Origin of the sequence: Paraburkholderia phytofirmans PsJN (assembly GCF_000020125.1) — a bacterium.
Classification (GTDB): Bacteria; Pseudomonadota; Gammaproteobacteria; order Burkholderiales; family Burkholderiaceae; genus Paraburkholderia; species Paraburkholderia phytofirmans.
The window spans coordinates 646,236-668,593 of record NC_010681.1 but is presented as its reverse complement, the minus strand read 5'-3'; the positions used below and the strand labels follow the sequence as shown (position 1 = coordinate 668,593).

Here is a 22,358-nt window from a genome sequence, read left to right as displayed (position 1 = left end):
TTAGGATGCGGTGTGTCCGGCAAGCGTGTCGGCGAGCGAGCGGGCCGGCTGCTCGTCGAGTTGCAATACGGCTTGGGCGATCTGTTCGGCGGCGCTGCGCGAGACGCTGCGCTGCGCGTTCGCGTAGAACTTGGCGACGATGTCGTCGTTGCTCACGGGCCGGTCCGCGCAGCCGCGATTGATCGCCTCGCGATGCGCGACGCGCGAACCGTCGCTGCGTTCCACCACGACTTCGCCGGTGTAGTGACGCGGGAAGGTCGTGTCAGGGTCGATTTCGTAATCGACTTTTGCGGCGAGCGCCAGCACTGCGGGATCGGCGAGCGCGGCGGGTTCGAGTTCGTCGAGCGTGAAGCGGCCTTTGAGCAATGCCGTCGCGACGATGTACGGCACGCTGAATTGCGCGTCGTAGGCCGTGACCGGTTTGCGCTTTGCGTCGACCGGTTCGCACACGATTTCGACCGTGCCGCGCGGTACTTTGGCGACCACGCGTTTGATCGAGTCGAACGAATTCGCCGAGAAGCGATGTTCGCGATTGAGTGCGATCGCCGCGTCGGCGACTGCATGCGTGAAGTGGCATGCCGGTAGCGGTTTGATCGCGACTTCGTCGATTTGCCACGTGCTGCCGAGGCCTTCGGTGGCGAGTTCACGGCCTGCTGTGTCGAGCGGCTTGCCGAGGTGGCTGGCGTAGAGACCGAAGCGTCCTTCGTAGGCCAAACGCGGGCCGGTGAAACCGTGCTTCGCGAGCGTCGCGGCGGTGATCGCCGAGGCAGCCGCGAAACCCGGATGAGCGCGCTTGGTCCACGCGCCGTCTTCGAGGAATTCGAGGCTGCCGGCCGCCATCGACAGAACGATGCCTTGTGCGTGCGCCACGCGTGCCTCGTCGAGTTGCAGCAGACGCGATGCCGCGACCGCGCAGCCGAACGCGCCGACTAGACCCGTCGGATGAAATCCGGCGTCGTGAAACCCGCCCTTCGCCGCCGATGCGACGCGCGTCGACACTTCCATGGCAACGATGTACGCGGCCAGCAAGTCCGCGCCGCTCAGACCGTCGCGGTCGGCGAGCGCGAGCACGCAAGGCAATGCGCTGGTGGTCGAGTGAATGACGCCACGTGAATGCGTGTCGTCGAAGTCGAGACCGTGAATCAGCACGCCGTTCATCGTCGCCGAATCGCGCAAGGCGAGCCGCCGGCCGTAGCCGATTACCGGTGAAGCGCCGCTGCCAAGCTCGGCGAAGGCAGCGAGCGAGACATCCGCATAGGGGTAACCACGCGACGCGAATGCAATGCCGACAGCGTCGAGAATCAGATGCTTCGCGCGCGTCTGCACCGCGCGCGGTACGTCGCTCAATTGCAGGCCCAGGCCGAAGCGTGCGTACTGGTCGGACAGGGTGCCGGAGGTATCGAGTGAAGTCATGGGCTTTAACCTTGCTGGGTAGCGGGTAGCGAATCAGAGTCGGTGTCGAGGCTCGGCGAGATCCGTTCAAGCGCATGCTGGTTGGTTTCCACACGCAGCAGCAGAATCCCGAACACCAGCAACGCGAGGACGCTGCTCACCATGGCCAGCACGCCGGACACGCCGAACGAGCTGTAGAGCAGCACCGCCAGATACGGCGTGCTCATGGAGGCAGCGCGGCCACATACGCCGGCCGTGCCGGTGCCGCGCAAGCGCAGCTCAGTCGGAAAGAGTTCGGGGATGTAGGCGAACAAGCCCAACGTCGTGACGGTGTAGATGCAGGTGATCAACACGAAGCCGACGCTGCTGATTGCCCAGCCCGCATGCATGTTCGGATAGATGAAGCCGACCACGATCGTGGCGATCGCGAAGATCACAAGACCACGTGCCCGGCCGATGCGGTCCGCGCAGAAGAAGCCGACCAGTGCGCCGCCCGGCGCGCCGAACGCCATCAGCGTCGTGAAGCCGAGCGATTGCACGATGGTCAGGCCTTCCTTGACGAAGAAGGTCGGCAGCCAGGCGACAAAGCCGTACACCGAAATATTCACGGCGACCGCGGTGAGAATCGCGACCAGCGTGCGGCCGAGCATGGCGTGCGAGAACAACGCGGAGAACGGCGCTTTCGGTACTTCGAGACTTTCGGTGCGCTCGACTGGCGGCAACGGGCCTTTCTGACGCTGCACCTCGCTTTCGATGGCGGAGACGGTGGCCTCGGCTTCTTCGCTTCGTCCGACCGATTCGAGCCAGCGCGGCGACTCCGGCATACGGTGCCGCAGCACCCACACGATGATCGCGCCGACGCCGGCGATCGCGAACATATAGCGCCAGCCCAGAAGCGGAATCACGACGTAGCCCACCGCCGTCGACACCAGCAAGCCCGAATTGATGATGAGCGCGAGCAACGCGGTCCAGCGTCCGCGAGAGGCGGGCGGGATGAATTCGCACAAGGTGCCGGCAGCGACCACCAGTTCGGCGCCGAGGCCGACGCCCATGATCAGCCGCAATACGATCAGCCACATCATGTTCGGCACGAAACACGCGGCAATCGACGCAACGCCAAAGATCAGCAGGTTCGTCTGATACGACGAACGGCGGCCGAAGCGGTCGCCGAGATAACCGGCAAAGCCCGCGCCGATCAGCATGCCGAGAAAGGTCACCGAGATGAAAAGCGCGTTCAGTTTCAGATCCGAGAAGCCCGCTTTCACCATCGCGCCGAGCGCGCCGGCCGCGAGATAGATGTCGAAGGCGTCGAGAAAGGCGCCCGCGCTGATGAGTCCGAGAATTTTCCAGTGAAATGACGCGATGGGCAGGCGATCGAGTCGCGCGCCCGAGTTGACGATACCGATAGCCACCTTTGTCTCCTTGGTGTGCATGCGGCTGCGCAACATTTGCCTATGCGCTCGCCGCATCGCGACGCCTGATTGGGACGCCGCCGGAATCTGCGCGCAGGCTGCTCTTGGTGGCAGCTGGGCGCTGTTTGTGTTGCTTGTCGTGCTCAGGCTGTACGGGCGTTCGCCCCGAACATGCGGCGGTTCTCGCCGGGCAACGCGTCGCTCAATCGCCGACGCCGTGCCCGCGTGCCGGCACCAGCGCGCTACGTACGAAGTCCATGATCGGCGTGCCGTCCTGCTTGAAAGCGCGTGTTTGCACGGTGACGATCCCCTGCCCCGGACGCGACTTCGATTCGCGCTTTTCGAGCACTTCGGATTCCGCGTAGATCGTGTCGCCGCAAAATACCGGGCCGGTCAGACGAATCTCTTTCCAGCCCAGGTTGGCGATCGCCTTGCCGCTGACGTCGTTCACCGACAGACCCAGCACCACGGCAACCGTCAGACCGCTATTGACGAGCAGGCGGCCGAACTCGCTTTTGGCAGCGTAGGCGGCATCGCAATGCATTGGATGGAAATTCATCGTCAGCAGCGAGAAGTGGATGTTGTCGGCTTCGGTAATCGTGCGCCCGGGCCGGTGCTCGTAGATATCGCCCACCTGAAAATCTTCGAGGTAGCGGCCGTAGCTGGCGCGAATGCGATTTTTGACTGCGACGTCGGACTCCATGCCTGTCTCCTGTTTCGACCAGTTTGCTTGTCTTTGTTACTTTGTCCGTACAAAGTGTGATTCGAGTATTGTCTTTGGAGGGTTGAATGTCAAGGCAGTATCCGAGCAAACGGCGCACAACCGGCGTAAATACGCCGCTAAGGCATGCCGGTGCTTGTGACCAGGTTTATCCCTGACGGGTGGTCAGGGGCGGAAGCGACGGGTTTACGTCTGTGTTGACTGAGCGTGGCGCAAATAAAAAAACCCCGCTGGTTAAGCGGGGTTTTTTGCATCAGTTCGGTGCGAGTGCGGATGAATCAGAACGGAATATCGTCGTCCATCTCATCAAACCCGCCGCCAGCCGGCGCGCTCGGACGGCTCGCGCCGCCACCGCCACCACCGCTGCCGCCACGCGCACCGCCGCCCGACACCGCGCGGCCGCCACCGCCGCCGCCGCCGCTGCGCTCCGACGGCTCACCACGGCTATAACCGCCTTCGTCGCCACCGCCGCCCATCGAACCGCCGCGGCCACCGAGCATTTGCATCTGTTCCGCGACGATTTCCGTCGAGTAACGGTCGGTGCCGTCTTGCGCCTGCCACTTACGGGTACGGATGCGCCCTTCCAGGTACACCGACGAGCCCTTCTTCAGATATTCGGAGACGATTTCCGCGAGGCGGCCGAAGAACGACACGCGGTGCCATTCGGTCGCTTCCTTCATTTCGCCGGACGCCTTGTCCTTGTACCGATCCGTCGTTGCAAGGCGGATGTTCGCCACTGCGTCGCCGCTCGGAAGATAACGGACTTCCGGATCGGCTCCGAGATTGCCGACGAGAATGACCTTGTTCACGGATGCCATGAGTTTCTCCTGTTGATTCCGTTACGGGCGGCGCGGCAATACACGGTTCGCGTTTCAGGGCCGGCAGGCCCGAGACCGGAACTGCGCCTCTGCCCGCCGCCGGGTGAGTTCTGGGTAAGTTCGGGATGCGCCGGTTTACGCTTTGCGCGGCGGCTGTTTCATCTTTGCGGCGATTATAAGCCAGCACAAGACGAGCCCCGAACAGGTGAAGAAGACTGCGCTCTGCCCATCCACTTTCAGCAGCCAACCGCCGACCACGCCACCCAGCGCAAGACCGATCGATTGCGTGGTGTTGTACACACCGGCCGCCGCGCCCTTGCGGGTTCCCGGCGCCAGTTTCGACACCAGCGAAGGCTGCGAAGCCTCGAGAATATTGAAGCCCAAAAAGTACACAAAAAGGATCGCCGCCACACTCAGAATCGTATGCGGAGCGACGCCCAATAACAACTGTCCGATCAGGATAAGAGCAATCGCAGAAAGCAGCACGATTTTCATTTTTCCGCGCTTCTCGGCGGCAATGATCGCGGGCACCATCATCACGAACGAAAGGCCCATGACCGGCAAATACACTTTCCAGTGAGACGCAACGGGCAAGCCGCCCGCTTCGAGAATGCGCGGCACGACGAGGAATAATGCAGTTTGCGTGGCGTGCAGCACTAGCACGCCGAAGTTCAAACGCAGCAGCTCGACGTTGTGCAGCACTTCGGCGAACGGCGCGCGCACGTGCACCGGCTTCGGCGCATCGGGCACGATCCACAGCACCACGCCGATCGCCAGAATCGAGAAGATGCCGACGAGCGTGAACAGCCCGCTCATGCCGACCCACTGGAACACGATCGGCGCGCCGACGATCGCCACCGCGAACGACACGCCAATGCTGCCGCCCACCATCGCCATGGCCTTGGTGCGATGTTCCTCGGAGGTCAGGTCGGCGATAAACGCGATCACCGCCGACGACACCGCGCCCATGCCCTGAATCACCCGCCCGACGATAATCCACGTCATGTCGTGCGCGCCCGCCGCGACGAAGCTGCCGAGCGCGAAAATCAGCAAACCGGTCGCAATGACCGGTTTGCGGCCAACCTTGTCGGAGACCCAGCCGTAGAAGATGTACAGCATGGACTGCGTCACGCCGTACGCGCCGAGCGCGATCCCCACCAGCAGCACGTTGTCGCCGCCGGGGATGGTCTTCGCGTAGATCGAGAACACCGGCATGATCATGAAGAGACCGAGCATGCGCAGCGCGAAGATGGCGGCAAGCGACACGGTCGCGCGCAGTTCAGGCGCGCTCATGCGTGAGGAAATGGCGGACGGATTGGACATCGGGAGCGTTCGTTGATTGAGCTGGGCGGCACACCGCGGACGGGCACAGCGGCTGAGAGGCCACGACCGCGCGGCTTGCCGCAAGACGGCGGGCGGGCAGCGGCGCGGCGCTCGAGCCGACGGCCTTTCTGCATTCCCGCTGGCGCCTCGCGGTGCCTCGCGGTTGTCTTGCAGTTGCCTTGTACTTGCGGAAAACGGCCCCAGTTAGACCTCTTCCCGCGGCGCTGGACCGCTTGCCTTACAGCACGCCTCAACGCCTCTTCAGGCTGTCAGGAAGCCGTAACGGCGGTCTTGAAAAGTCGTTATAGTAGCAGGTTTAGCCTCTTCCTCTTTCCGCCAGTTCATGGAATAAATCCGTGGAACAAATCCGTATTCGTGGGGCTCGCACCCACAACCTGAAGAACGTCAACCTCGATCTACCCCGTCACAAGCTCGTTGTCATCACGGGCCTTTCAGGCTCGGGCAAATCGTCGCTGGCGTTCGACACGCTTTATGCGGAAGGGCAACGGCGCTACGTCGAAAGTCTCTCCGCCTACGCGCGCCAATTTCTGCAATTGATGGAGAAACCGGACGTCGATCTGATTGAAGGCCTGTCGCCGGCGATCTCGATCGAACAGAAGGCGACCTCGCACAATCCGCGCTCCACGGTCGGCACCGTCACCGAGATTCACGACTATCTGCGGCTCCTGTTCGCACGGGTCGGCACGCCTTACTGTCCGGACCACGAAATTCCGCTGGAAGCGCAAAGCGTCTCGCAGATGGTCGACGCCGCGCTCGCGTTGCCGGAAGAAACGAAGCTCATGATTCTCGCGCCCGTCGTGGCGAATCGCAAAGGCGAGCACGTCGAACTGTTCGAGGAGATGCAGGCGCAAGGCTTTATCCGCTTCCGCGTGCGCTCGGGCGGCGGCACCGCCAATGAAGGCGTCGCGAAGATCTATGAAGTCGATTCGCTGCCGAAGCTGAAGAAGAACGACAAGCACACCATCGACGTGGTCGTGGACCGCCTGAAAGTGCGTCCCGACATGAAGCAGCGTCTGGCCGAATCGTTCGAAACGGCACTGCGTCTCGCCGACGGCCGCGCGATCGCGCTCGAAATGGACACGGACAAGGAGCATCTGTTCAGTTCGAAGTTCGCTTGCCCGATCTGCTCGTACTCGCTGCAGGAACTGGAGCCGCGCCTCTTCTCGTTCAACAATCCGATGGGCGCGTGCCCGGAATGCGACGGGCTCGGCCAGATCACCTTCTTCGATCCGAAGCGGGTGGTCGCGCATCCGTCGCTGTCGCTCGCGGCGGGCGCGGTGAAGGGCTGGGACCGGCGCAACCAGTTTTACTTCCAGATGCTGCAGAGTCTCGCGGCGTTCTACGAATTCGACATCGACACGGCCGTCGAAGACTTGCCGGAGAAAGTCCGCAAGATCCTGCTGTTCGGTTCGGGCAAGCAGGAGATCCCGTTCTCGTACATCAACGAACGTGGCCGCACTTCGGTGCGCGAGCATGTATTCGAAGGGATCATCCCGAATCTGGAGCGGCGTTACCGCGAGACCGATTCGGTCGCGGTACGCGAAGAACTCGCCAAGTATCAGAACAACCAGCCCTGCCCGGCCTGCGCCGGCACGCGTCTGCGGCGCGAAGCGCGCTTCGTGCGGATCGGCTCAGACGGCGATGCGCGCGGCATCTTCGAGATCAGCGGCTGGCCGTTGCGCGACGCGCTCGGCTATTTCCAGACGCTGCGCCTGGAAGGATCGAAGCGCGAGATCGCCGACAAGGTGGTCAAGGAGATCGTCGCGCGTCTGATGTTCCTGAACAACGTCGGGTTGGATTACCTGTCGCTGGAGCGCAGCGCGGAAACGCTGTCCGGCGGCGAGGCGCAGCGCATTCGCCTCGCGTCGCAAATCGGCTCAGGGCTGACCGGCGTGATGTACGTGCTGGACGAGCCGTCCATCGGACTGCATCAGCGCGATAACGACCGGCTCATCGCCACGCTCAAGCATCTGCGCGACCTCGGCAACTCGGTGATCGTCGTCGAACACGACGAGGACATGATCCGCATGGCCGACTACGTGGTCGACATGGGCCCGGGTGCGGGCGAACACGGCGGCATGGTGATCGCCGAGGGCACGCCCAAACAGGTGCAGGCGAACGCCGCGTCGATGACCGGGCAGTACATGTCCGGCGCGCGCAACATCGAGTTCCCGGACGAACGCAAGGCGCCCGACGAAAAGCGTCTGCGCATCGTCGAGGCGTACGGCAACAATCTGCAGCACGTGTCGCTGGATCTGCCGGTCGGCTTGCTGACCTGCGTGACCGGCGTGTCCGGTTCGGGCAAGTCCACGCTCATCAACGACACGCTGTACCACGCGGTCGCGCATCACCTGTACGGCTCGGCCACGGAGCCGGCGCCGTACGAATCGATCGAGGGCCTCGAGCACTTCGACAAGGTCATCAACGTCGACCAGTCGCCGATCGGCCGCACGCCGCGCTCGAACCCGGCCACCTACACAGGTCTCTTCACGCCGATCCGCGAACTGTTCGCGGGCGTGCCCGCGGCCAAAGAACGCGGCTACGAAGCCGGCCGCTTTTCGTTCAACGTAAAGGGCGGCCGCTGCGAATCCTGCCAGGGCGACGGCGTGCTGAAGGTCGAGATGCACTTTTTGCCGGACGTGTACGTGCCGTGCGACGTCTGTCATGGCAAGCGCTACAACCGCGAAACACTGGACGTGCAGTACAAAGGCAAGAACATCAGCGAAGTGCTCGACATGACGGTGGAGAACGCCTATGAGTTCTTCAAGCCAGTGCCGGTCGTCGCTCGCAAGCTGAAAACCTTGCTGGACGTGGGTCTGGGCTATATCCGGCTGGGCCAGTCGGCCACCACGCTGTCGGGCGGCGAGGCACAGCGCGTCAAACTATCTTTGGAACTGAGCAAGCGTGACACGGGTCGCACGCTATACATACTCGACGAGCCGACCACCGGTTTGCACTTTCATGACATCGCGTTGTTGCTCGAAGTGATTCATCGATTACGCGACCAGGGTAATACCGTCGTGATCATCGAGCATAATCTCGATGTAATAAAGACTGCGGACTGGGTCATCGATCTCGGTCCGGAAGGCGGGGCCGGCGGCGGGCAGATCATCGCTCAGGGCACGCCGGAGCAGGTGGCCAAGTCGAAGGCAAGTTTTACCGGCAAGTACCTGGCGCCTCTGCTGAAACGCGCGGCCAGTAAAAAGTAAGTAACGCGGCACAACTCGGTTGGAGACGGAATAAGCCATGGCCAAGCGGAATCAGGCGCGCGACGACGGGCAAGTGCAGGACCTACGCCCACGCCCGGTCAGGCTAACGAGCGACATGAGCCTGCCGAAGCTGTCGGCGGTCGAAATCGGCAGTTATATCGTGACGCTGTTCGGCATGTGGGCAGTGATCGAACTTCGGCTGCTCGGCGCGTTGCTCGCCGGGCTGCTGGTGTTCCAACTGGTGCACACGATCGCGCCGCGCATCGAGCGTCACATGTCGAGCAAGCGGGCCCGCTGGCTCGCCGTGGTGATCCTGGCCACGGTGATCGTGGGCGCGCTGACTGGGCTCACGCTCGGTATCATCGAGCATTTCGAGAACGACGTGCCGAGCGTGCAGAAGCTGCTCGACCAGGCCATGCAGCTGATCGACCAGGCGCGCGGCCGGATTCCGCAGTTCGTCGCCAACTATCTGCCGGTCGATACCGAACAGATGAAGACCAAAGCGGCGGAGCTGATGCAGACGCACGCCAACATGCTGCAGCAAAGCGGCAAGACGGCGGCGCGCGCGTTCACGCATATCTTGATCGGCATGATCATCGGCGCGATCATCGCGGTCGGCGCGCAGAAACATATGCAGCGGCTGCCGCTATCCACGGCGTTCGTCACACGCGTGACACGTTTCGCCGATGCGTTCCGCCGCATCGTGTTCGCTCAGGTGAAGATTTCGGCGATCAACGCGGTCTTCACCGGCATCTTCCTGCTGGTGATTCTGCCGATCTTCCACGACACACTGCCATTGTCGAAGACGCTGGTGCTGGTCACCTTCATCGTCGGCTTGCTGCCGGTGATCGGCAATCTGATCTCGAACACGATCATCGTCGCGGTGGCGCTCTCGGTGAGCTTTCCGGCGGCGGTCATGTCGCTCGTGTTCCTGATCCTGATTCACAAGCTCGAGTACTTCCTGAACGCGCGCATCGTGGGCGGGCAGATCGAGGCGCGCGCTTGGGAATTGCTGATCGCCATGCTCATCATGGAAGCCGCATTCGGTCTTCCCGGCGTGATTGCGGCGCCGATTTTCTATGCGTATATCAAGCGGGAACTGATTTACTTGCGATTGGTTTGAGGCGGCGGCAAGCGGGTCATCAGAACAGAAACAACGGCGCTTCGGCGCCGTTTTTCACGGGCGGCATGTTTACGGAGAACTTGCAGCCGAAGGCAACACTCCCGTAAGATGCGAACAATTCCCATTCGCAAAATCGTGTCGTGACACCCCTTTCGAAGTCCCGCTCCGTCGCGACGGCTCGCCCATGAGGCGCCAGCTCGTCCGACTGCACCGCTGGTTCGGTGTCGCCACAGCGCTGTTTCTGTTCGTCGCCGGCCTGACTGGCGCGATCATCGCGTGGGACCATGAGCTGGATGCGGCGTTGAACCCATCTTTCTTCAAAGCCCGCACCGCCGGTCCGGCGCTGTCGGGCCTTGAACTCGCGCGCCGGGTGGAAGCCGCCGATCCGCGTCTTCAGGTGACGTATCTGCCGCTGGCCGCCGAGCCCGGCCATACGTTGCAAATGATGGTGCTGCCGCGAACCGACCCGGCCACGCAGAAGCCCTACCCGCTCGACTTCAATCAGATTGCCGTCGACCCCGCCACTGGCGAAATCCAGGGACGCCGCGAATGGGGCGTCGTCTCGCTCGCGCGGCTCAACCTGATCCCGTTCATCTACAAGCTGCACTACACGCTGCAACTGCCATTTACGGGCGGCGTCGACATCGGCACGTGGGTGATGGGGATCGTCGGCATCATCTGGCTGTTCGACAGCGTGATCGCGCTGTTGCTGTCGTTTCCGAGCGTCAAGGCGTGGCGCAAGTCGTTCGCGTTCCGCCTTGGGCGCGGCGGCTATACGTTCACTTTCGATTTGCACCGCTCAGGCGGCGTATGGATCTGGGGCCTGCTGATGATCGTTGCGCTGACATCAGTCTCGATGAACCTCTCGGCGCCCGTGGTGCGCCCAATCGTGTCGCTGTTCTCGAAGCTCACGCCGGATCCGATTAACAACCCAGAAATCTTGCGCGCCCCGCAACCGGGTGACACCGTGTTGAGCCGCGAACGCATCGTGCAGCTGGCCGAACAGGCCGGCCGCGCGCAGAAACTCAGCGTCGCGCCGGGCGGCATCTACTACGCGGAATTCATGCATGCGTACGGCGTCGGTTTCTATGCGACCGGCAACGATCACGGCGATCTGGGCCTCGGCAATCCGTGGATGTATTGGGACGCGGCCACCGGCAAGCTGCTCGGCGCGCAGATTCCCGGCAAGGGCACGGCGGGCGATATCTTCGTGCAGGTGCAATTCCCTTTGCATTCGGGACGCATTCTGGGTCTCGGCGGACGGATTCTGATTAGCGCGGTCGGCATCGCGGTCGCCGCGCTGAGCGCGACGGGACTGCTGATCTGGCTGAAGAAGCTGAACGCTCGCCGCCGTTCGGCACAAAACGCCAATCTCGCGCGTGACGCGGGCCGGTCCGCAGCGCGCTCCTGATAGCGGGCAAACAAAAAGGCGGCGCCGGAGTCATCCGGCCGCCGCCTTCTACCGCGCATGCCTGCTAGCAACGGCTCTTAACGAAACACCACCGTCTTGCTGCCGTTCAACACGACGCGATGCTCCACGTGCCACTTCACTGCACGCGCCAGCGTCACGCACTCGACGTCGCGGCCGATCGCCGTCAGCTGCTCCGGCGTCATGCTGTGGTCAACCCGCTCCACTTCCTGTTCGATGATCGGACCTTCGTCGAGATCCGTCGTCACGTAATGGGCGGTCGCGCCGATCAGTTTCACGCCGCGGTCGAACGCCTGGTAATACGGCTTCGCACCCTTGAAGCTCGGCAGGAACGAGTGATGAATGTTTATCGCACGGCCCGCCAGCGCTTCGCACAGCTTCGGCGACAGAATCTGCATGTAGCGCGCGAGCACCACCAGGTCGGCTTGATGCTCGTCGATCACTTCGAGCACGCGCGCTTCCTGCGCGGCCTTCGCGTCGGGCGTGGCGCCCAGCAGCGGGAAGTGATGGAACGGAATGTCGTAGCTGGCGGCGAGCTGATAGAACTCCTTGTGGTTCGAGATGATCGCCGGAATCTCGATACCCAACTGCCCGGTGCGGTAGCGGAACAGCAGATCGTTCAAGCAATGGCCGATCTTCGACACCATGATCACCACGCGCGGCTTCACCGACGCGTCATGCATCTCCCAGCGCATACCGAACTGCTCGGCGAGCGTCGCGAACGACGTGCGCAGCGCCTCCAGACCCGGATCGCCGCCCACCTGCTGAAAATGCACGCGCATGAAGAACTCGCCGGTGCGGCTGTCGCCGAACTGTGCGGAGTCGAGAATATTGCTGCCGCGCTCGAACAAAAAGCCCGACACGGCGTGGACGATGCCGGGCCGGTCGGCACACGACAGTTTGAGGATAAAGCTGTGATCGGTCGACATGACCTGGGTGACTCCCTTCTTCAATGCGTGGTTTGTTCGGTGTGTCCGGCTCGATGCAGCATGTTTCGGCATGGTCGTTGCGCGTGCACCGATGCCGCGCTCAGGCGACCAGCGGCGGAACGAACAACGCCTCGATGCCGGCGCACGCGTCTTCATCGATCCAGCGGCGGCGCAGCAGGCAATCCAGCGTGGCCAGGCTCGCATCGACGGTCATGGCGCCCTCCTCGATCCAGCGCGCCGCTTCGTCGATGCGCGCGAGCCGGTGTTCACCCACTTCGCCGTCCTGATTGCGCGGCGCGAAATCAGCCGGCAGCGCGAGGTCGTAGATGAAAATCTGTTCGGCCTGCGTGCCTTCCGGCAACGATTGCAGCACATGCGCGATGCGGCCCGCCACGGCGCGCGCGGCGATCTCCTCGGGAATGCCGGCTTCTTCCCAGCATTCCTTGACGATCGTTTCCTCGATGCCGAAGCCCCAGCCGATCCCGCCCGCCACGACATTGTCGAGCATGCCCGGGTCGGTCGCCTTGGTGTCGCTGCGGCGCGCGATCCACAATTGCGGCGCGCCACGGGGCGCCCCGCGATCCGCGTATTCTACGACGCCGTTCAGATGCACCGCATAGGTCATCGTGCCGAAGAAGCGCGACGCCGCGCGTTCGATATACGCGAGCGGCGGCGCATCGAACGCATTGCGGATCGCGTAGGTCTCGTTGCGCCAGCCGGGAATGCGGTCTTCGGCGGCAAGCGCGCCGATCACGGAACCGAGCGCGGCGCTGCGCAAATCCACGGTATTGAATGCAGGCGCCAGCGTCACGCGGGCGTTGTCGATGTCGAACACATCGGGCCAGCGCGCGAGCAAGGGCACATCGCCCGTGCGGATCCAGCCGACCTGTTCGGCGTCGATCCAGAACGGCACATGCGCCTGCGCGTCGAAGCGGCGCGCGGCGGTGATGCAAGGCAAAGTCATTTGAAGCTCCAGACTGACTGTCGGCGGAAGTCGGCGAATCCAATCAATCGCGCAACGCGACGCGAATCCCGATTGCGATGAACGTGGCGCCGGCCAGGCGATCCAGCCACACACCGACACGCGGACGGCGTTTCAGCCACCCGCCGATCATTCCCGCGCACACGCCGAAGAGTGAAAACACCGCCACCGTTTGCAGCATGAACAGCACGCCGAGTTCGAGCATCTGCAACGTGACGCTCTGCGTGCCGTGCGGCTGCACGAACTGCGGCAAGAACACCACGAAGAACAAGGTCACCTTCGGATTCAGCAGATTGCCGAGCACGCTCTGGCGAAACACCGCCATCAACGGCTGCGGCGCGCGTTCGTGCGCGGTTGCGAGACCCTGGCTGCGCAGCGCCTTGATGCCGATCCAGATCAGATACGCGGCGCCGGCCAGTTTGATGACTTCGAAGGCGACCGGCGACGAGCGCAGCAACGCGGCCACCCCGAGCGCGGCGAGCGTCGTGTGAAACGTGATGCCGGCCGCAAAGCCGAGCGCCGCGACCAGTCCCGCCGCGCGACCCTGCGAGATACCGCGCGCGAGCACTTGCAGATTGTCCGGGCCCGGCGCCATGGTGATGGCGATCGACGTGGCGAGAAACAGCAGGAAGTTAGGCATCGTTCTTACCTTCTTGTGAACAGAAAGAAGTTTGCGGCGGCGTATTGGCTGTGAGTGATCAGTGACCGTCGAAGCCAGTGACCGTATAGAGCGCGAGGCCGCCCTCGCGCAGCAGCTTCGAGCCCCCGAGTTCCGGCAGGTCGATGATCGCGGCGCCTTCCACCACGACTGCGCCGAGGCGCTCGAGCAGAATCTTGCCGGCCATCATCGTGCCGCCGGTAGCGATCAGATCGTCGATGATCACGATGCGGTCGCCGGGCTTGCAGGCGTCCTCATGAATCTCGACAGTCGCGGTGCCGTATTCGAGCTCATACGATTGCGCAACGCGCTTGTAGGGCAGCTTGCCCGCTTTGCGGATCGGAATGAAGCCGAGGTTCAGTTCATACGCGAGAATCGGCCCGATGATGAAACCGCGCGCATCCAGCCCGGCGATGTAGTCGAGTTTCGCGTCGATATAACGCTGCACGAACAGATCGATCAGCACGCGCAGCGACTTCGGCTCCTGCAGAAGCGGCGTGATATCGCGAAACTGCACGCCCGGCTGCGGCCAGTCGGGCACCGTGCGAATGTGGCTTTTTATGTAATCGGCCGCATCGAGCGGCGCGCTCGCGAGCGCGTTGGACATGATGTCTCCGGATGGACCTCGACAGGTCCGATGAAAAACTAAACGGGCGGTGGCCCGGCAGGCTCACCTGGTGAGGCATGGAGCGCAAATTTCAGGCCGCGGCGGCGCCCGCGCGCCGGTGCTTCGAGAGCCGCTCCTCGGCCTCCGCCAACTGTTCGGGCAGACCGCGCAGCACCACGATGTCGCTCGCGCGCAGCTTGGTGGACGGGTCCGGCTCGACGCCGCGAATGCCGTGCCGGCGAATCGCCGTCACTTCCACGCCGATCTCGAACAGCCCGAGATCCGCGAGCGTTCGGCCCACCGCGTCCGCGTTTTCGTCGACCGGCACAGATTGTAGCCGTACCTGTTCGTGGCCGTCGTCGTCGTCCACGTCGTCGGCGCCGTGGAAATAGCCGCGCAGCAGCGCGTAGCGTTCATCGCGCATCTCTTCCACGCGACGCACCACGCGCCGCATCGGCACGCCCATCACCACCAGTGTGTGCGAGGCGAGCATCAGACTGCCTTCGACGATTTCCGGAATCACCTCGGTCGCGCCCGCGGCCAGCAGCTTTTCCAGATCGGCGTCATCCACGGTACGAACGATCACCGGCAGCGTCGGCTCCAGTTCGTGGATGTTGTGCAGCACGCGCAATGCCGACGGCGTATTCGCATAAGTGATCGCAATCGTCGCCGCACGATGGATACCGGCTGCAAGCAGCGATTCGCGCCGCCCGGCATCGCCGAACACGACCGATTCACCCGCAGCCGCAGCCGCCGCGACACGATCGGGATCCAGGTCGAGCGCGACGTAGGACAAACCTTCATGTTCCAGCATGCGCGCCAGATTCTGCCCGGCCCGGCCGTAGCCGCAAATGATTACGTGGCCGCTCTGTTTGAGGCTCTGCGTGGCGATGCGCGTCATTTGCAACGATTGCATCATCCATTCAGTCGACGACAGCCGCAGCACGATCCGGTCCGCGTTCTGGATCATGAACGGCGCGGCCAGCATCGACAGCAGCATAGCCGCGAGGATCGCCTGCAGCATAGTGGCGTCGACGAGATGTTTGTCGAGAATCAGATTCAGCAGCACGAAGCCGAACTCGCCCGCTTGCGCGAGGCCGATACCGGTGCGCATCGCGACGCCCGGCGACGCGCCGAACAGGCGCGAGAGGCCGGTGACCATGATCGCCTTCAGCAGAATCGGGCCGACCAGAAAGCCGAGCACGATCAGCGGATGCTCCCAGATCACGCGCGGATTGAGCAGCATGCCGGTGGTGATGAAGAAGAGCCCGAGCAGCACGTCGCGAAACGGCTTGATGTCCTCTTCCACCTGATGCCGGTACGGCGTCTCGGCGATCAGCATGCCGGCGATGAACGCGCCGAGCGCGAGCGACAAACCGAACTTGTCCGTGATGAACGCGCAACCCAGCGTCACCAGCAACAGATTGAGAATGAACAGTTCCTGCGAACGGCGCCGCGCCACCACGTTGAACCAGCGCGTCATGAAACGCTGGCCGACGATCAATAGCAGCGACAACGCCACGACGATCTTGATGGCCGCCACGCCGAGCGAGCTGACGAGATCTTCTGAGTTGCCGCCCAGCGCCGCGATGATGATGAGGAGCGGCACCACCGCCAGATCCTGAAACAGCAGCACGCCGAAGATATTGCGGCCATGCTCGGTCTCGATCTCCAATCGCTCCGCCAGCATCTTGCTGACGATCGCCGTCGACGACATGGCGAGCGCGCCGCCCAGCGCCACGCTCGCTTGCCACCTGATGTGCACCCAGCGCTCCAGCACAAAGCCGAGCGAGACTGCCACGGCGATCGTGCCGATCACCTGCAGCAGGCCGAGGCCGAACACGAGCCGGCGCATGGAGCGCAGCTTGGCGAGCGAGAACTCCAGTCCGATGGAAAACATCAGGAACACCACGCCGAACTCAGCGAGGTTCTGCGCGCCCGCCGAGTCGGGAATCAGACCGAACGCATGCGGACCGACGACGATGCCCACCGTCAGATAGCCGAGCATCGGCGGAAGATTCAGAAAGCGAAACACCACCACGCCCGCCACCGATGCCAGCAGCAGGAACAGCGTCATTTCGAGGGGGGAAATCATCGGCAAAAACGCATCGGTAAAGCGTCCTCGTTCGTCAGCGGAACCGCGCACGCAAAGCGCCGTGCGACAAGGTTGAGGGGCCGTTAAAGGCAGCGATAAGGACAGCGGCTCGGCACAGCAGGCCCGGCGCGGCGAACAGGCGCCTTTGCTATACTTCGCGAATGATAGCGAAAATCAATGGCGACCGGGCACTCGCGCTCGCTCGCGACGTGCTCGACATCGAAGCGGACGCCGTGCGCGCGCTTCGCGATCAACTCGACGACGGTTTCGTCGGGGCGGTCGACTTCATCCTGGGTTGCCGCGGGCGCGTTGTCGTTTCCGGCATCGGCAAATCCGGCCACGTGGCCCGCAAGCTCGCGGCCACGCTCGCCAGCACCGGCACGCCGGCGTTCTTCGTGCATCCCGCTGAAGCCAGCCACGGCGACCTCGGCATGGTCACCGCCGACGACGTGTTCCTCGCGCTGTCCAATTCCGGTGAAACCGAAGAACTCGTGGCGATCCTGCCGCTCATCAAGCGGCTCGGCGCGAAGCTGATTGCCATGACGGGCCGTCCGTCATCGAGTCTCGCACAACTGGCCGACGTGCACCTGAATTCCGGTGTGTCGAAAGAAGCCTGCCCGATGAATCTTGCGCCTACCGCCAGCACCACCGCCGCGCTCGCGCTCGGCGACGCGCTCGCGGTCGCGGTGCTCGACGCGCGCGGCTTCGGCCGCGACGACTTCGCGCGCTCGCATCCGGGCGGCGCGCTCGGCCGGCGCCTGCTCACTTATGTGCGCGACGTGATGCGCACCGGCGACCAGGTGCCGAAGGTCACGCCCGACGCCACCGTGCGCGACGCGCTGTTTCAATTGACCGCCAAGCGCATGGGCATGACCGCGATCGTCGATCACGAGGACCGCGTCGCCGGCATCTTCACCGACGGCGACTTGCGCCGCGTGCTCGAACGCGACGGCGATTTCCGCGAGCTGTCGATCGCCTCGGTCATGACCGCCGGCCCGCGCACCATCGGTCCGGATCAACTTGCGGTCGAAGCCGTGGAACTGATGGAGCGCCACCGGATCAATCAGATGCTGGTCGTCGACGAAGCAGGCAAGCTGATCGGCGCACTCAACATGCACGACCTGTTCTCGAAGAAGGTGATCTGATGGCCATTGCTCCGCCCACCGCGACCGAACGCGCAAGCCGCGTCAAGCTGATGATTTTCGACGTCGACGGCGTACTGACCGACGGCGGTCTGCTGTTCACGGCGGAAGGCGACACGATGAAGGGCTTCAACTCGATGGACGGCCACGGCATGAAGCTGCTGCGCGAAGCCGGCATCGAGACGGCGATCATCACTGGGCGCAAGTCAGGCATCGTCGCGGTACGGGCGAAGGAAATGAACGTCACGCACGTTTATCAAGGCGTGCAGGACAAACCTAAAGCGTTCGCGGACCTGTTGCAGCAAACCGGCCTGACGGCCGAAGAATGCGGCTACATGGGCGACGACTGGGTCGATCTCGCCGTGATGCTGAAGGTCGGCTTCGCGGCCGCGCCGGCCAACTCGCATCCTGAAGTGATCGCGCGCGCCCACTGGGTCAGCGAGGCACGCGGCGGTCACGGCGCGGCGCGTGAAGTCGTCGATACGCTGCTGCGCGCGCAGCACAAATACGAAGCGCTGCTCGCGGCCGCCTGTAGCGGCGAACAGCGGGGCCTCGTCGGATGAACCAGTTTCGCCTGACGTCGCTGATTCCGCTGGTCGCCATGGCTGCGCTCGCCGGTATCACGTGGTGGCTGCTGCAAGCCACGCTGCCCCGGCAGAACGAAGGCGTGGTGCGCCCCAAAGAGCACACGCCGGACTACTTCGCCGACAACTTCTCGGTTTCCGAACTCGATCAGTCGGGCTCCACGCAATACCGGCTGACCGCCCAGTCGCTGATCCATTACGAAGACGACGAGCTGAGCGACCTGGTCAAACCGGCCATGCGCGCGTTCCAGCCGGGCAAGCCGATCGTCACCGCAACCGGCGACACCGGCAAGGTGAACGGCGACGCATCGATCGTCGATCTGTACGACAACGCGCGCATCGTGCGGGCGCCCGGCTACGGGGATCCGCAGATGCAAGCGGATTCGCAGCATTTTAGGGTGCTGGTCAACGACGATGTGATCGAGACTGAAAAGCCGGTTAAACTTCAGCGCGGCATGTCGGTGATGACTGCCAGCGGCATGAACTACAACAACGTCACCCGGGTGATGCAGCTGTTCGGCAACGTGAAAGGCAACATCGCCCCGTCCGAAGCAGGCGGCAGCTCGCCCAAGCAACCCGGGTAATCCATTCCAGGCGTGACTGCATGAACGAATCGTTCCCCCGTTTTGATACCGGCCGCTCGCGCACCCTGTCCGCGTGGCGCGCCGGACTCGCTGCGCTCGTCGTCGCGTTGCCGCTCGCCGGCTTCGCGCCGCTCGCGCATGCCGACCGTGCCGACAAGGACAAGCCTCTGAACATCGAAGCGGACAACATGACTTACGACGACCTGAAGCAGGTCAACATCTTCACCGGCCATGTGGTCGCCACCAAAGGCACGATCGTGATCAAGGCCGACCGTGTGGAAGTGACGCAAGACCCGCAGGGCTATCAATACGCCACCGGCACCTCGAGCGGCGGCAATCTGTCGTATTTCCGCCAGAAGCGCGAAGGCCTCGACGAATATATCGAAGGCACGGCCGTCCGGATCGACTACGACGGCAAGCAGGATCTGACCACGCTCACCACCAACGCTACGGTAAAACGCCTGCAAGGCCTTTCCACGGTCGTGGACCAGGTGCACGGCAGCGTCATTACGTATGACGGCCAGAACGATTTCTATACCGCGAAGGCGGGCAAGGACGTCGCCGGCCCGGGCAACCCGACCGGCCGCGTGCGCGCCATGCTCTCGCCGCGTAACGGCGGCGCCGCGCCGCTGAACGGCGCGTCGGCCACGCTCGCGCCTTCCACGACGATCCAGGGAGCCCCGAACCAGTGAGCACGTCAGCGTCCCTCCCCAATCGCAAGCCGGCCGGCACCAGCAGTTCGCTGGTGGTGCGCAACCTGAAGAAGCGTTACGGCTCGCGCACGGTCGTCAAAGACGTGTCGCTCGACGTGAAAAGCGGCGAAGTGGTCGGCCTGCTCGGCCCCAACGGCGCGGGTAAGACCACTTCGTTCTATATGATCGTCGGCCTCGTGCCGCTCGACGCAGGCGAGATCGATCTGGACGGCAAGTCGATCAGCCTGCTGCCGATTCATAAGCGCGCTTCGCTGGGGCTGTCGTATCTGCCGCAGGAAGCTTCGGTGTTCCGCAAGTTGAGCGTCGAAGAAAACATTCGCGCGGTGCTGGAATTGCAGCACGAAGAGAACGGCAAGCGGCTCAGCAAAGACGCCATCACCAACCGCACGGAAGCCTTGCTCGACGAGTTGCAGATTGCGCACTTGCGCGAGAATCCGGCGCTGTCGCTGTCGGGCGGCGAGCGTCGCCGGGTTGAAATTGCGCGGGCGCTGGCTACCAATCCGAGCTTTATTCTGCTCGACGAACCGTTCGCGGGCGTCGACCCGATCGCCGTGCTGGAAATTCAGAAGATCGTCAAATTTCTGAAGCAGCGCAATATCGGCGTGCTGATCACCGACCACAACGTGCGTGAAACGCTCGGCATCTGCGATCACGCGTACATCATCAGCGACGGCAGCGTGCTGGCCGCCGGCGCGCCGAGCGACATCATCGAAAACGAAAGCGTGCGGCGCGTCTATCTGGGCGAGCACTTCCGCATGTAAGCGCATGAGGGATTACCGGCGGTGCCAACGCGCACCCGCGGACCCCTCCATGCGGCAACCGCACATCCGCATTTTTGACCCGGGCCGTTTTGCGCCCGTCGCCGCCTAAAACAGGCGCACGCGTAATTGCGAATGTCGCAAGGTATCGCGGTCGTGGCAAACTCTCTACAATGAATCTCAACTTGCCATGAAAGCCAGCCTCCAACTCCGCCTATCGCAGCATCTTGCGCTGACGCCGCAACTGCAGCAGTCCATCCGGCTGCTACAGCTGTCTACGCTCGAATTGCAGCAAGAAGTCGCAATGGCGATCTCGCAGAATCCGCTCCTCGAGAACGAGGACGACTGGATCGCGAGCCCGTTGCGCGTCGCGGCCGACGGTTCGCTGATCGCGCAGGCGCCCAACTCTTCCGCGCCGCCCGACCAGATGGGCGGCAATACGTCGTCCTCGTCCAGCAGCGAGCGCGCCGAGAACGGCGAGCCGCAGGGCGTGGACGAATACAACGGCCTCGCGGGCGACGGCAATGGCGACGCGTCGCAATGGAATCTCGACGACTACGGCCGCTCCGGCAACGCCTCGGACGACGACGACCTGCCGCCGCTGCAAATCCATGAATCGAGCACCTCGCTGCGCGATCACCTGATGGCGCAATTGCGCGTCACCCAGGCGGGCCAGCGCGACCGTGCGCTGATCACCTTCCTGATCGAATCGCTCGACGACGACGGCTACCTGGCCGCCACGCTCGAAGAAGTGCTGGCCGATCTGCCCGAAGAGCTCGAAGTCGACCTCGACGAAATGAACGCCGCGCTCGCGCTGCTGCATAGCTTCGATCCGGCCGGAGTGGGTGCGCGCTCCGCGTCGGAATGTCTCAAGCTGCAATTGCTGCGACTCGATGCCTCGCCTACACGCACGCTCGCGCTAGACATCGTCGCCCATCATCTGGAACTGCTCGCGGCACGCGATTTCACGCGTCTGCGCAAGCATCTGAAGGCCAACGACGACGATCTGCGCGACGCGCACATACTGATCCGCTCGCTCGAACCGTTCCCCGGCGCCGCCTATGGCAAGGCCGAAGCGGACTATGTCGTACCGGACATCATGGTGCGCAAAACAGCACAGGGCTGGCAGGCCGAGCTGAATCCGGAAGTGGTGCCGAAGCTGCGTATTAACCATCTCTACGCGAACATTCTGCGCAATAACCGGGGCGATCCGGGCAGCGGTTCGTTGCGCCAGCAACTGCAGGAAGCGCGCTGGCTGATCAAAAATATCCAGCAGCGTTTCGAGACGATTCTGCGCGTGGCGCAGGCAATTGTGGAACGTCAGAAGAGCTTTTTTGTCCACGGCGAAATTGCCATGCGCCCCTTGGTTTTGCGGGAAATTGCTGATACGCTGGGCCTACACGAGTCAACTGTCTCGCGTGTGACAACCGGTAAATACATGCTGACCCCATTCGGGACGCTTGAATTTAAGTACTTCTTCGGATCACACGTTTCGACTGACACGGGCGGCGCGGCGTCTTCAACGGCGATTCGCGCGCTTATCAAGCAACTGATAGGAGCGGAAAACCCGAAATCTCCTCTTTCGGACAGTCGCATAGCCGAACTGCTGGCAGAACAGGGCTTCGTGGTCGCACGGCGTACCGTTGCGAAATACCGTGAAGCGCTCAAGATTCCGGCAGTCAACCTGCGCAAGTCTCTGTAGCCCGTCGCCTTCCGTGGCGGGCATTTACCGGCCGCTCCGCAGTTGGCGGACAGGCCGGCCGATGCGACCTGCCAGAAGTCAGTCACCGGGGGACGACTCAGGCAAGCCGACAGATCGACCGGACCTACGTCATCGTGCGGACCAAGCGGCCATTAG

The 22,358-nt window shown here is 63.2% G+C and carries 19 protein-coding genes; 9 read left to right on the top strand and 10 right to left on the bottom strand.

Translation table 11 applies throughout. From position 1 onward, the window contains the following. The 5 genes from BPHYT_RS02995 to BPHYT_RS02975 all read right to left on the bottom strand — a co-directional run bounded on the left by BPHYT_RS02995 (window position 1) and on the right by BPHYT_RS02975 (window position 5,666). Window positions 1–1,413 carry an MmgE/PrpD family protein gene (locus BPHYT_RS02995; RefSeq protein WP_012431677.1) on the bottom strand — a complete coding sequence of 471 codons (1,413 nt, stop codon included), beginning with the start codon at window positions 1,411–1,413 and terminating at the stop codon, window positions 1–3. Between the two features lie 5 nt (window positions 1,414–1,418). Beyond that, window positions 1,419–2,825, bottom strand: coding sequence for an MFS transporter (locus BPHYT_RS02990; RefSeq protein WP_049869127.1), 1,407 nt, complete (start codon window positions 2,823–2,825; stop codon window positions 1,419–1,421). 181 nt (window positions 2,826–3,006) lie between these two features. Beyond that, window positions 3,007–3,507, bottom strand: a complete 501-nt coding sequence (locus BPHYT_RS02985; protein ID WP_012431675.1) for a MaoC family dehydratase — start codon at window positions 3,505–3,507, stop codon at window positions 3,007–3,009. A 296-nt stretch (window positions 3,508–3,803) separates the two neighbouring features. Next, a complete protein-coding gene (locus BPHYT_RS02980) occupies window positions 3,804–4,343 on the bottom strand; it encodes a single-stranded DNA-binding protein (RefSeq protein ID WP_012431674.1) in 540 nt (179 codons plus the stop codon). Between the two features lie 135 nt (window positions 4,344–4,478). Continuing rightward, the gene (locus BPHYT_RS02975; RefSeq protein ID WP_012431673.1) at window positions 4,479–5,666 is read right to left on the bottom strand and encodes an MFS transporter; all 1,188 of its coding nucleotides are present in this window, start codon (window positions 5,664–5,666) and stop codon (window positions 4,479–4,481) included. A 356-nt stretch (window positions 5,667–6,022) separates the two neighbouring features. On the opposite strand from BPHYT_RS02975, the gene uvrA reads away from it, so the two are divergent. The 3 genes from uvrA to BPHYT_RS02960 all read left to right on the top strand — a co-directional run bounded on the left by uvrA (window position 6,023) and on the right by BPHYT_RS02960 (window position 11,430). Then, window positions 6,023–8,896 carry an excinuclease ABC subunit UvrA gene (gene uvrA, locus BPHYT_RS02970; RefSeq protein ID WP_012431672.1) on the top strand — a complete coding sequence of 958 codons (2,874 nt, stop codon included), beginning with the start codon at window positions 6,023–6,025 and terminating at the stop codon, window positions 8,894–8,896. Between the two features lie 37 nt (window positions 8,897–8,933). Then, window positions 8,934–10,019, top strand: coding sequence for an AI-2E family transporter (locus tag BPHYT_RS02965; protein ID WP_012431671.1), 1,086 nt, complete (start codon window positions 8,934–8,936; stop codon window positions 10,017–10,019). Between the two features lie 184 nt (window positions 10,020–10,203). Beyond that, window positions 10,204–11,430: a PepSY-associated TM helix domain-containing protein gene (locus BPHYT_RS02960; protein ID WP_012431670.1), complete on the top strand. Its 1,227-nt coding sequence runs from the start codon at window positions 10,204–10,206 to the stop codon at window positions 11,428–11,430. A 77-nt stretch (window positions 11,431–11,507) separates the two neighbouring features. Here BPHYT_RS02960 and purU read toward each other — a convergent pair whose 3' ends face one another. The 5 genes from purU to BPHYT_RS02935 form a co-directional block, all read right to left on the bottom strand. Beyond that, window positions 11,508–12,377, bottom strand: a complete 870-nt coding sequence (gene purU / locus BPHYT_RS02955; protein WP_012431669.1) for a formyltetrahydrofolate deformylase — start codon at window positions 12,375–12,377, stop codon at window positions 11,508–11,510. Window positions 12,378–12,477: 100 nt separating this feature from the next. Further along, entirely contained in the window at window positions 12,478–13,341 is an 864-nt protein-coding gene (locus BPHYT_RS02950) for an NUDIX hydrolase (protein WP_012431668.1), read from the bottom strand. A 43-nt stretch (window positions 13,342–13,384) separates the two neighbouring features. Then, on the bottom strand, window positions 13,385–13,999 hold the full coding sequence (locus tag BPHYT_RS02945) for a LysE family translocator (protein ID WP_012431667.1): 615 nt from the start codon (window positions 13,997–13,999) through the stop codon (window positions 13,385–13,387). A gap of 58 nt (window positions 14,000–14,057) precedes the next feature. Further along, on the bottom strand, window positions 14,058–14,624 hold the full coding sequence (locus BPHYT_RS02940; RefSeq protein ID WP_012431666.1) for an adenine phosphoribosyltransferase: 567 nt from the start codon (window positions 14,622–14,624) through the stop codon (window positions 14,058–14,060). A 91-nt stretch (window positions 14,625–14,715) separates the two neighbouring features. Then, window positions 14,716–16,719: a monovalent cation:proton antiporter family protein gene (locus tag BPHYT_RS02935; RefSeq protein ID WP_012431665.1), complete on the bottom strand. Its 2,004-nt coding sequence runs from the start codon at window positions 16,717–16,719 to the stop codon at window positions 14,716–14,718. Window positions 16,720–16,880: 161 nt separating this feature from the next. Here BPHYT_RS02935 and kdsD point away from each other — a divergent pair, with 161 nt between their 5' ends. The 6 genes from kdsD to BPHYT_RS02905 all read left to right on the top strand — a co-directional run bounded on the left by kdsD (window position 16,881) and on the right by BPHYT_RS02905 (window position 22,202). Beyond that, window positions 16,881–17,864 (top strand): arabinose 5-phosphate isomerase KdsD, encoded by a 984-nt coding sequence (kdsD, locus tag BPHYT_RS02930; protein ID WP_012431664.1) that lies wholly within the window; start codon window positions 16,881–16,883, stop codon window positions 17,862–17,864. After that, window positions 17,864–18,424, top strand: coding sequence for a KdsC family phosphatase (locus BPHYT_RS02925; protein ID WP_012431663.1), 561 nt, complete (start codon window positions 17,864–17,866; stop codon window positions 18,422–18,424). The genes kdsD and BPHYT_RS02925 overlap by 1 nt, the downstream gene beginning before the upstream one ends. Then, a complete protein-coding gene (gene lptC, locus BPHYT_RS02920) occupies window positions 18,421–19,029 on the top strand; it encodes an LPS export ABC transporter periplasmic protein LptC (protein WP_012431662.1) in 609 nt (202 codons plus the stop codon). Before BPHYT_RS02925 ends, lptC begins: the two co-directional genes overlap by 4 nt. A 20-nt stretch (window positions 19,030–19,049) precedes the next feature. After that, entirely contained in the window at window positions 19,050–19,721 is a 672-nt protein-coding gene (gene lptA, locus BPHYT_RS02915; RefSeq protein ID WP_012431661.1) for a lipopolysaccharide transport periplasmic protein LptA, read from the top strand. Next, complete coding sequence (lptB, locus tag BPHYT_RS02910; RefSeq protein WP_012431660.1) at window positions 19,718–20,503, top strand: LPS export ABC transporter ATP-binding protein; 786 nt, start codon at window positions 19,718–19,720, stop codon at window positions 20,501–20,503. The genes lptA and lptB overlap by 4 nt, the downstream gene beginning before the upstream one ends. Window positions 20,504–20,690: 187 nt before the next feature. After that, window positions 20,691–22,202 carry an RNA polymerase factor sigma-54 gene (locus BPHYT_RS02905; protein WP_012431659.1) on the top strand — a complete coding sequence of 504 codons (1,512 nt, stop codon included), beginning with the start codon at window positions 20,691–20,693 and terminating at the stop codon, window positions 22,200–22,202. The last annotated feature ends 156 nt before the right edge of the window (window positions 22,203–22,358 follow it).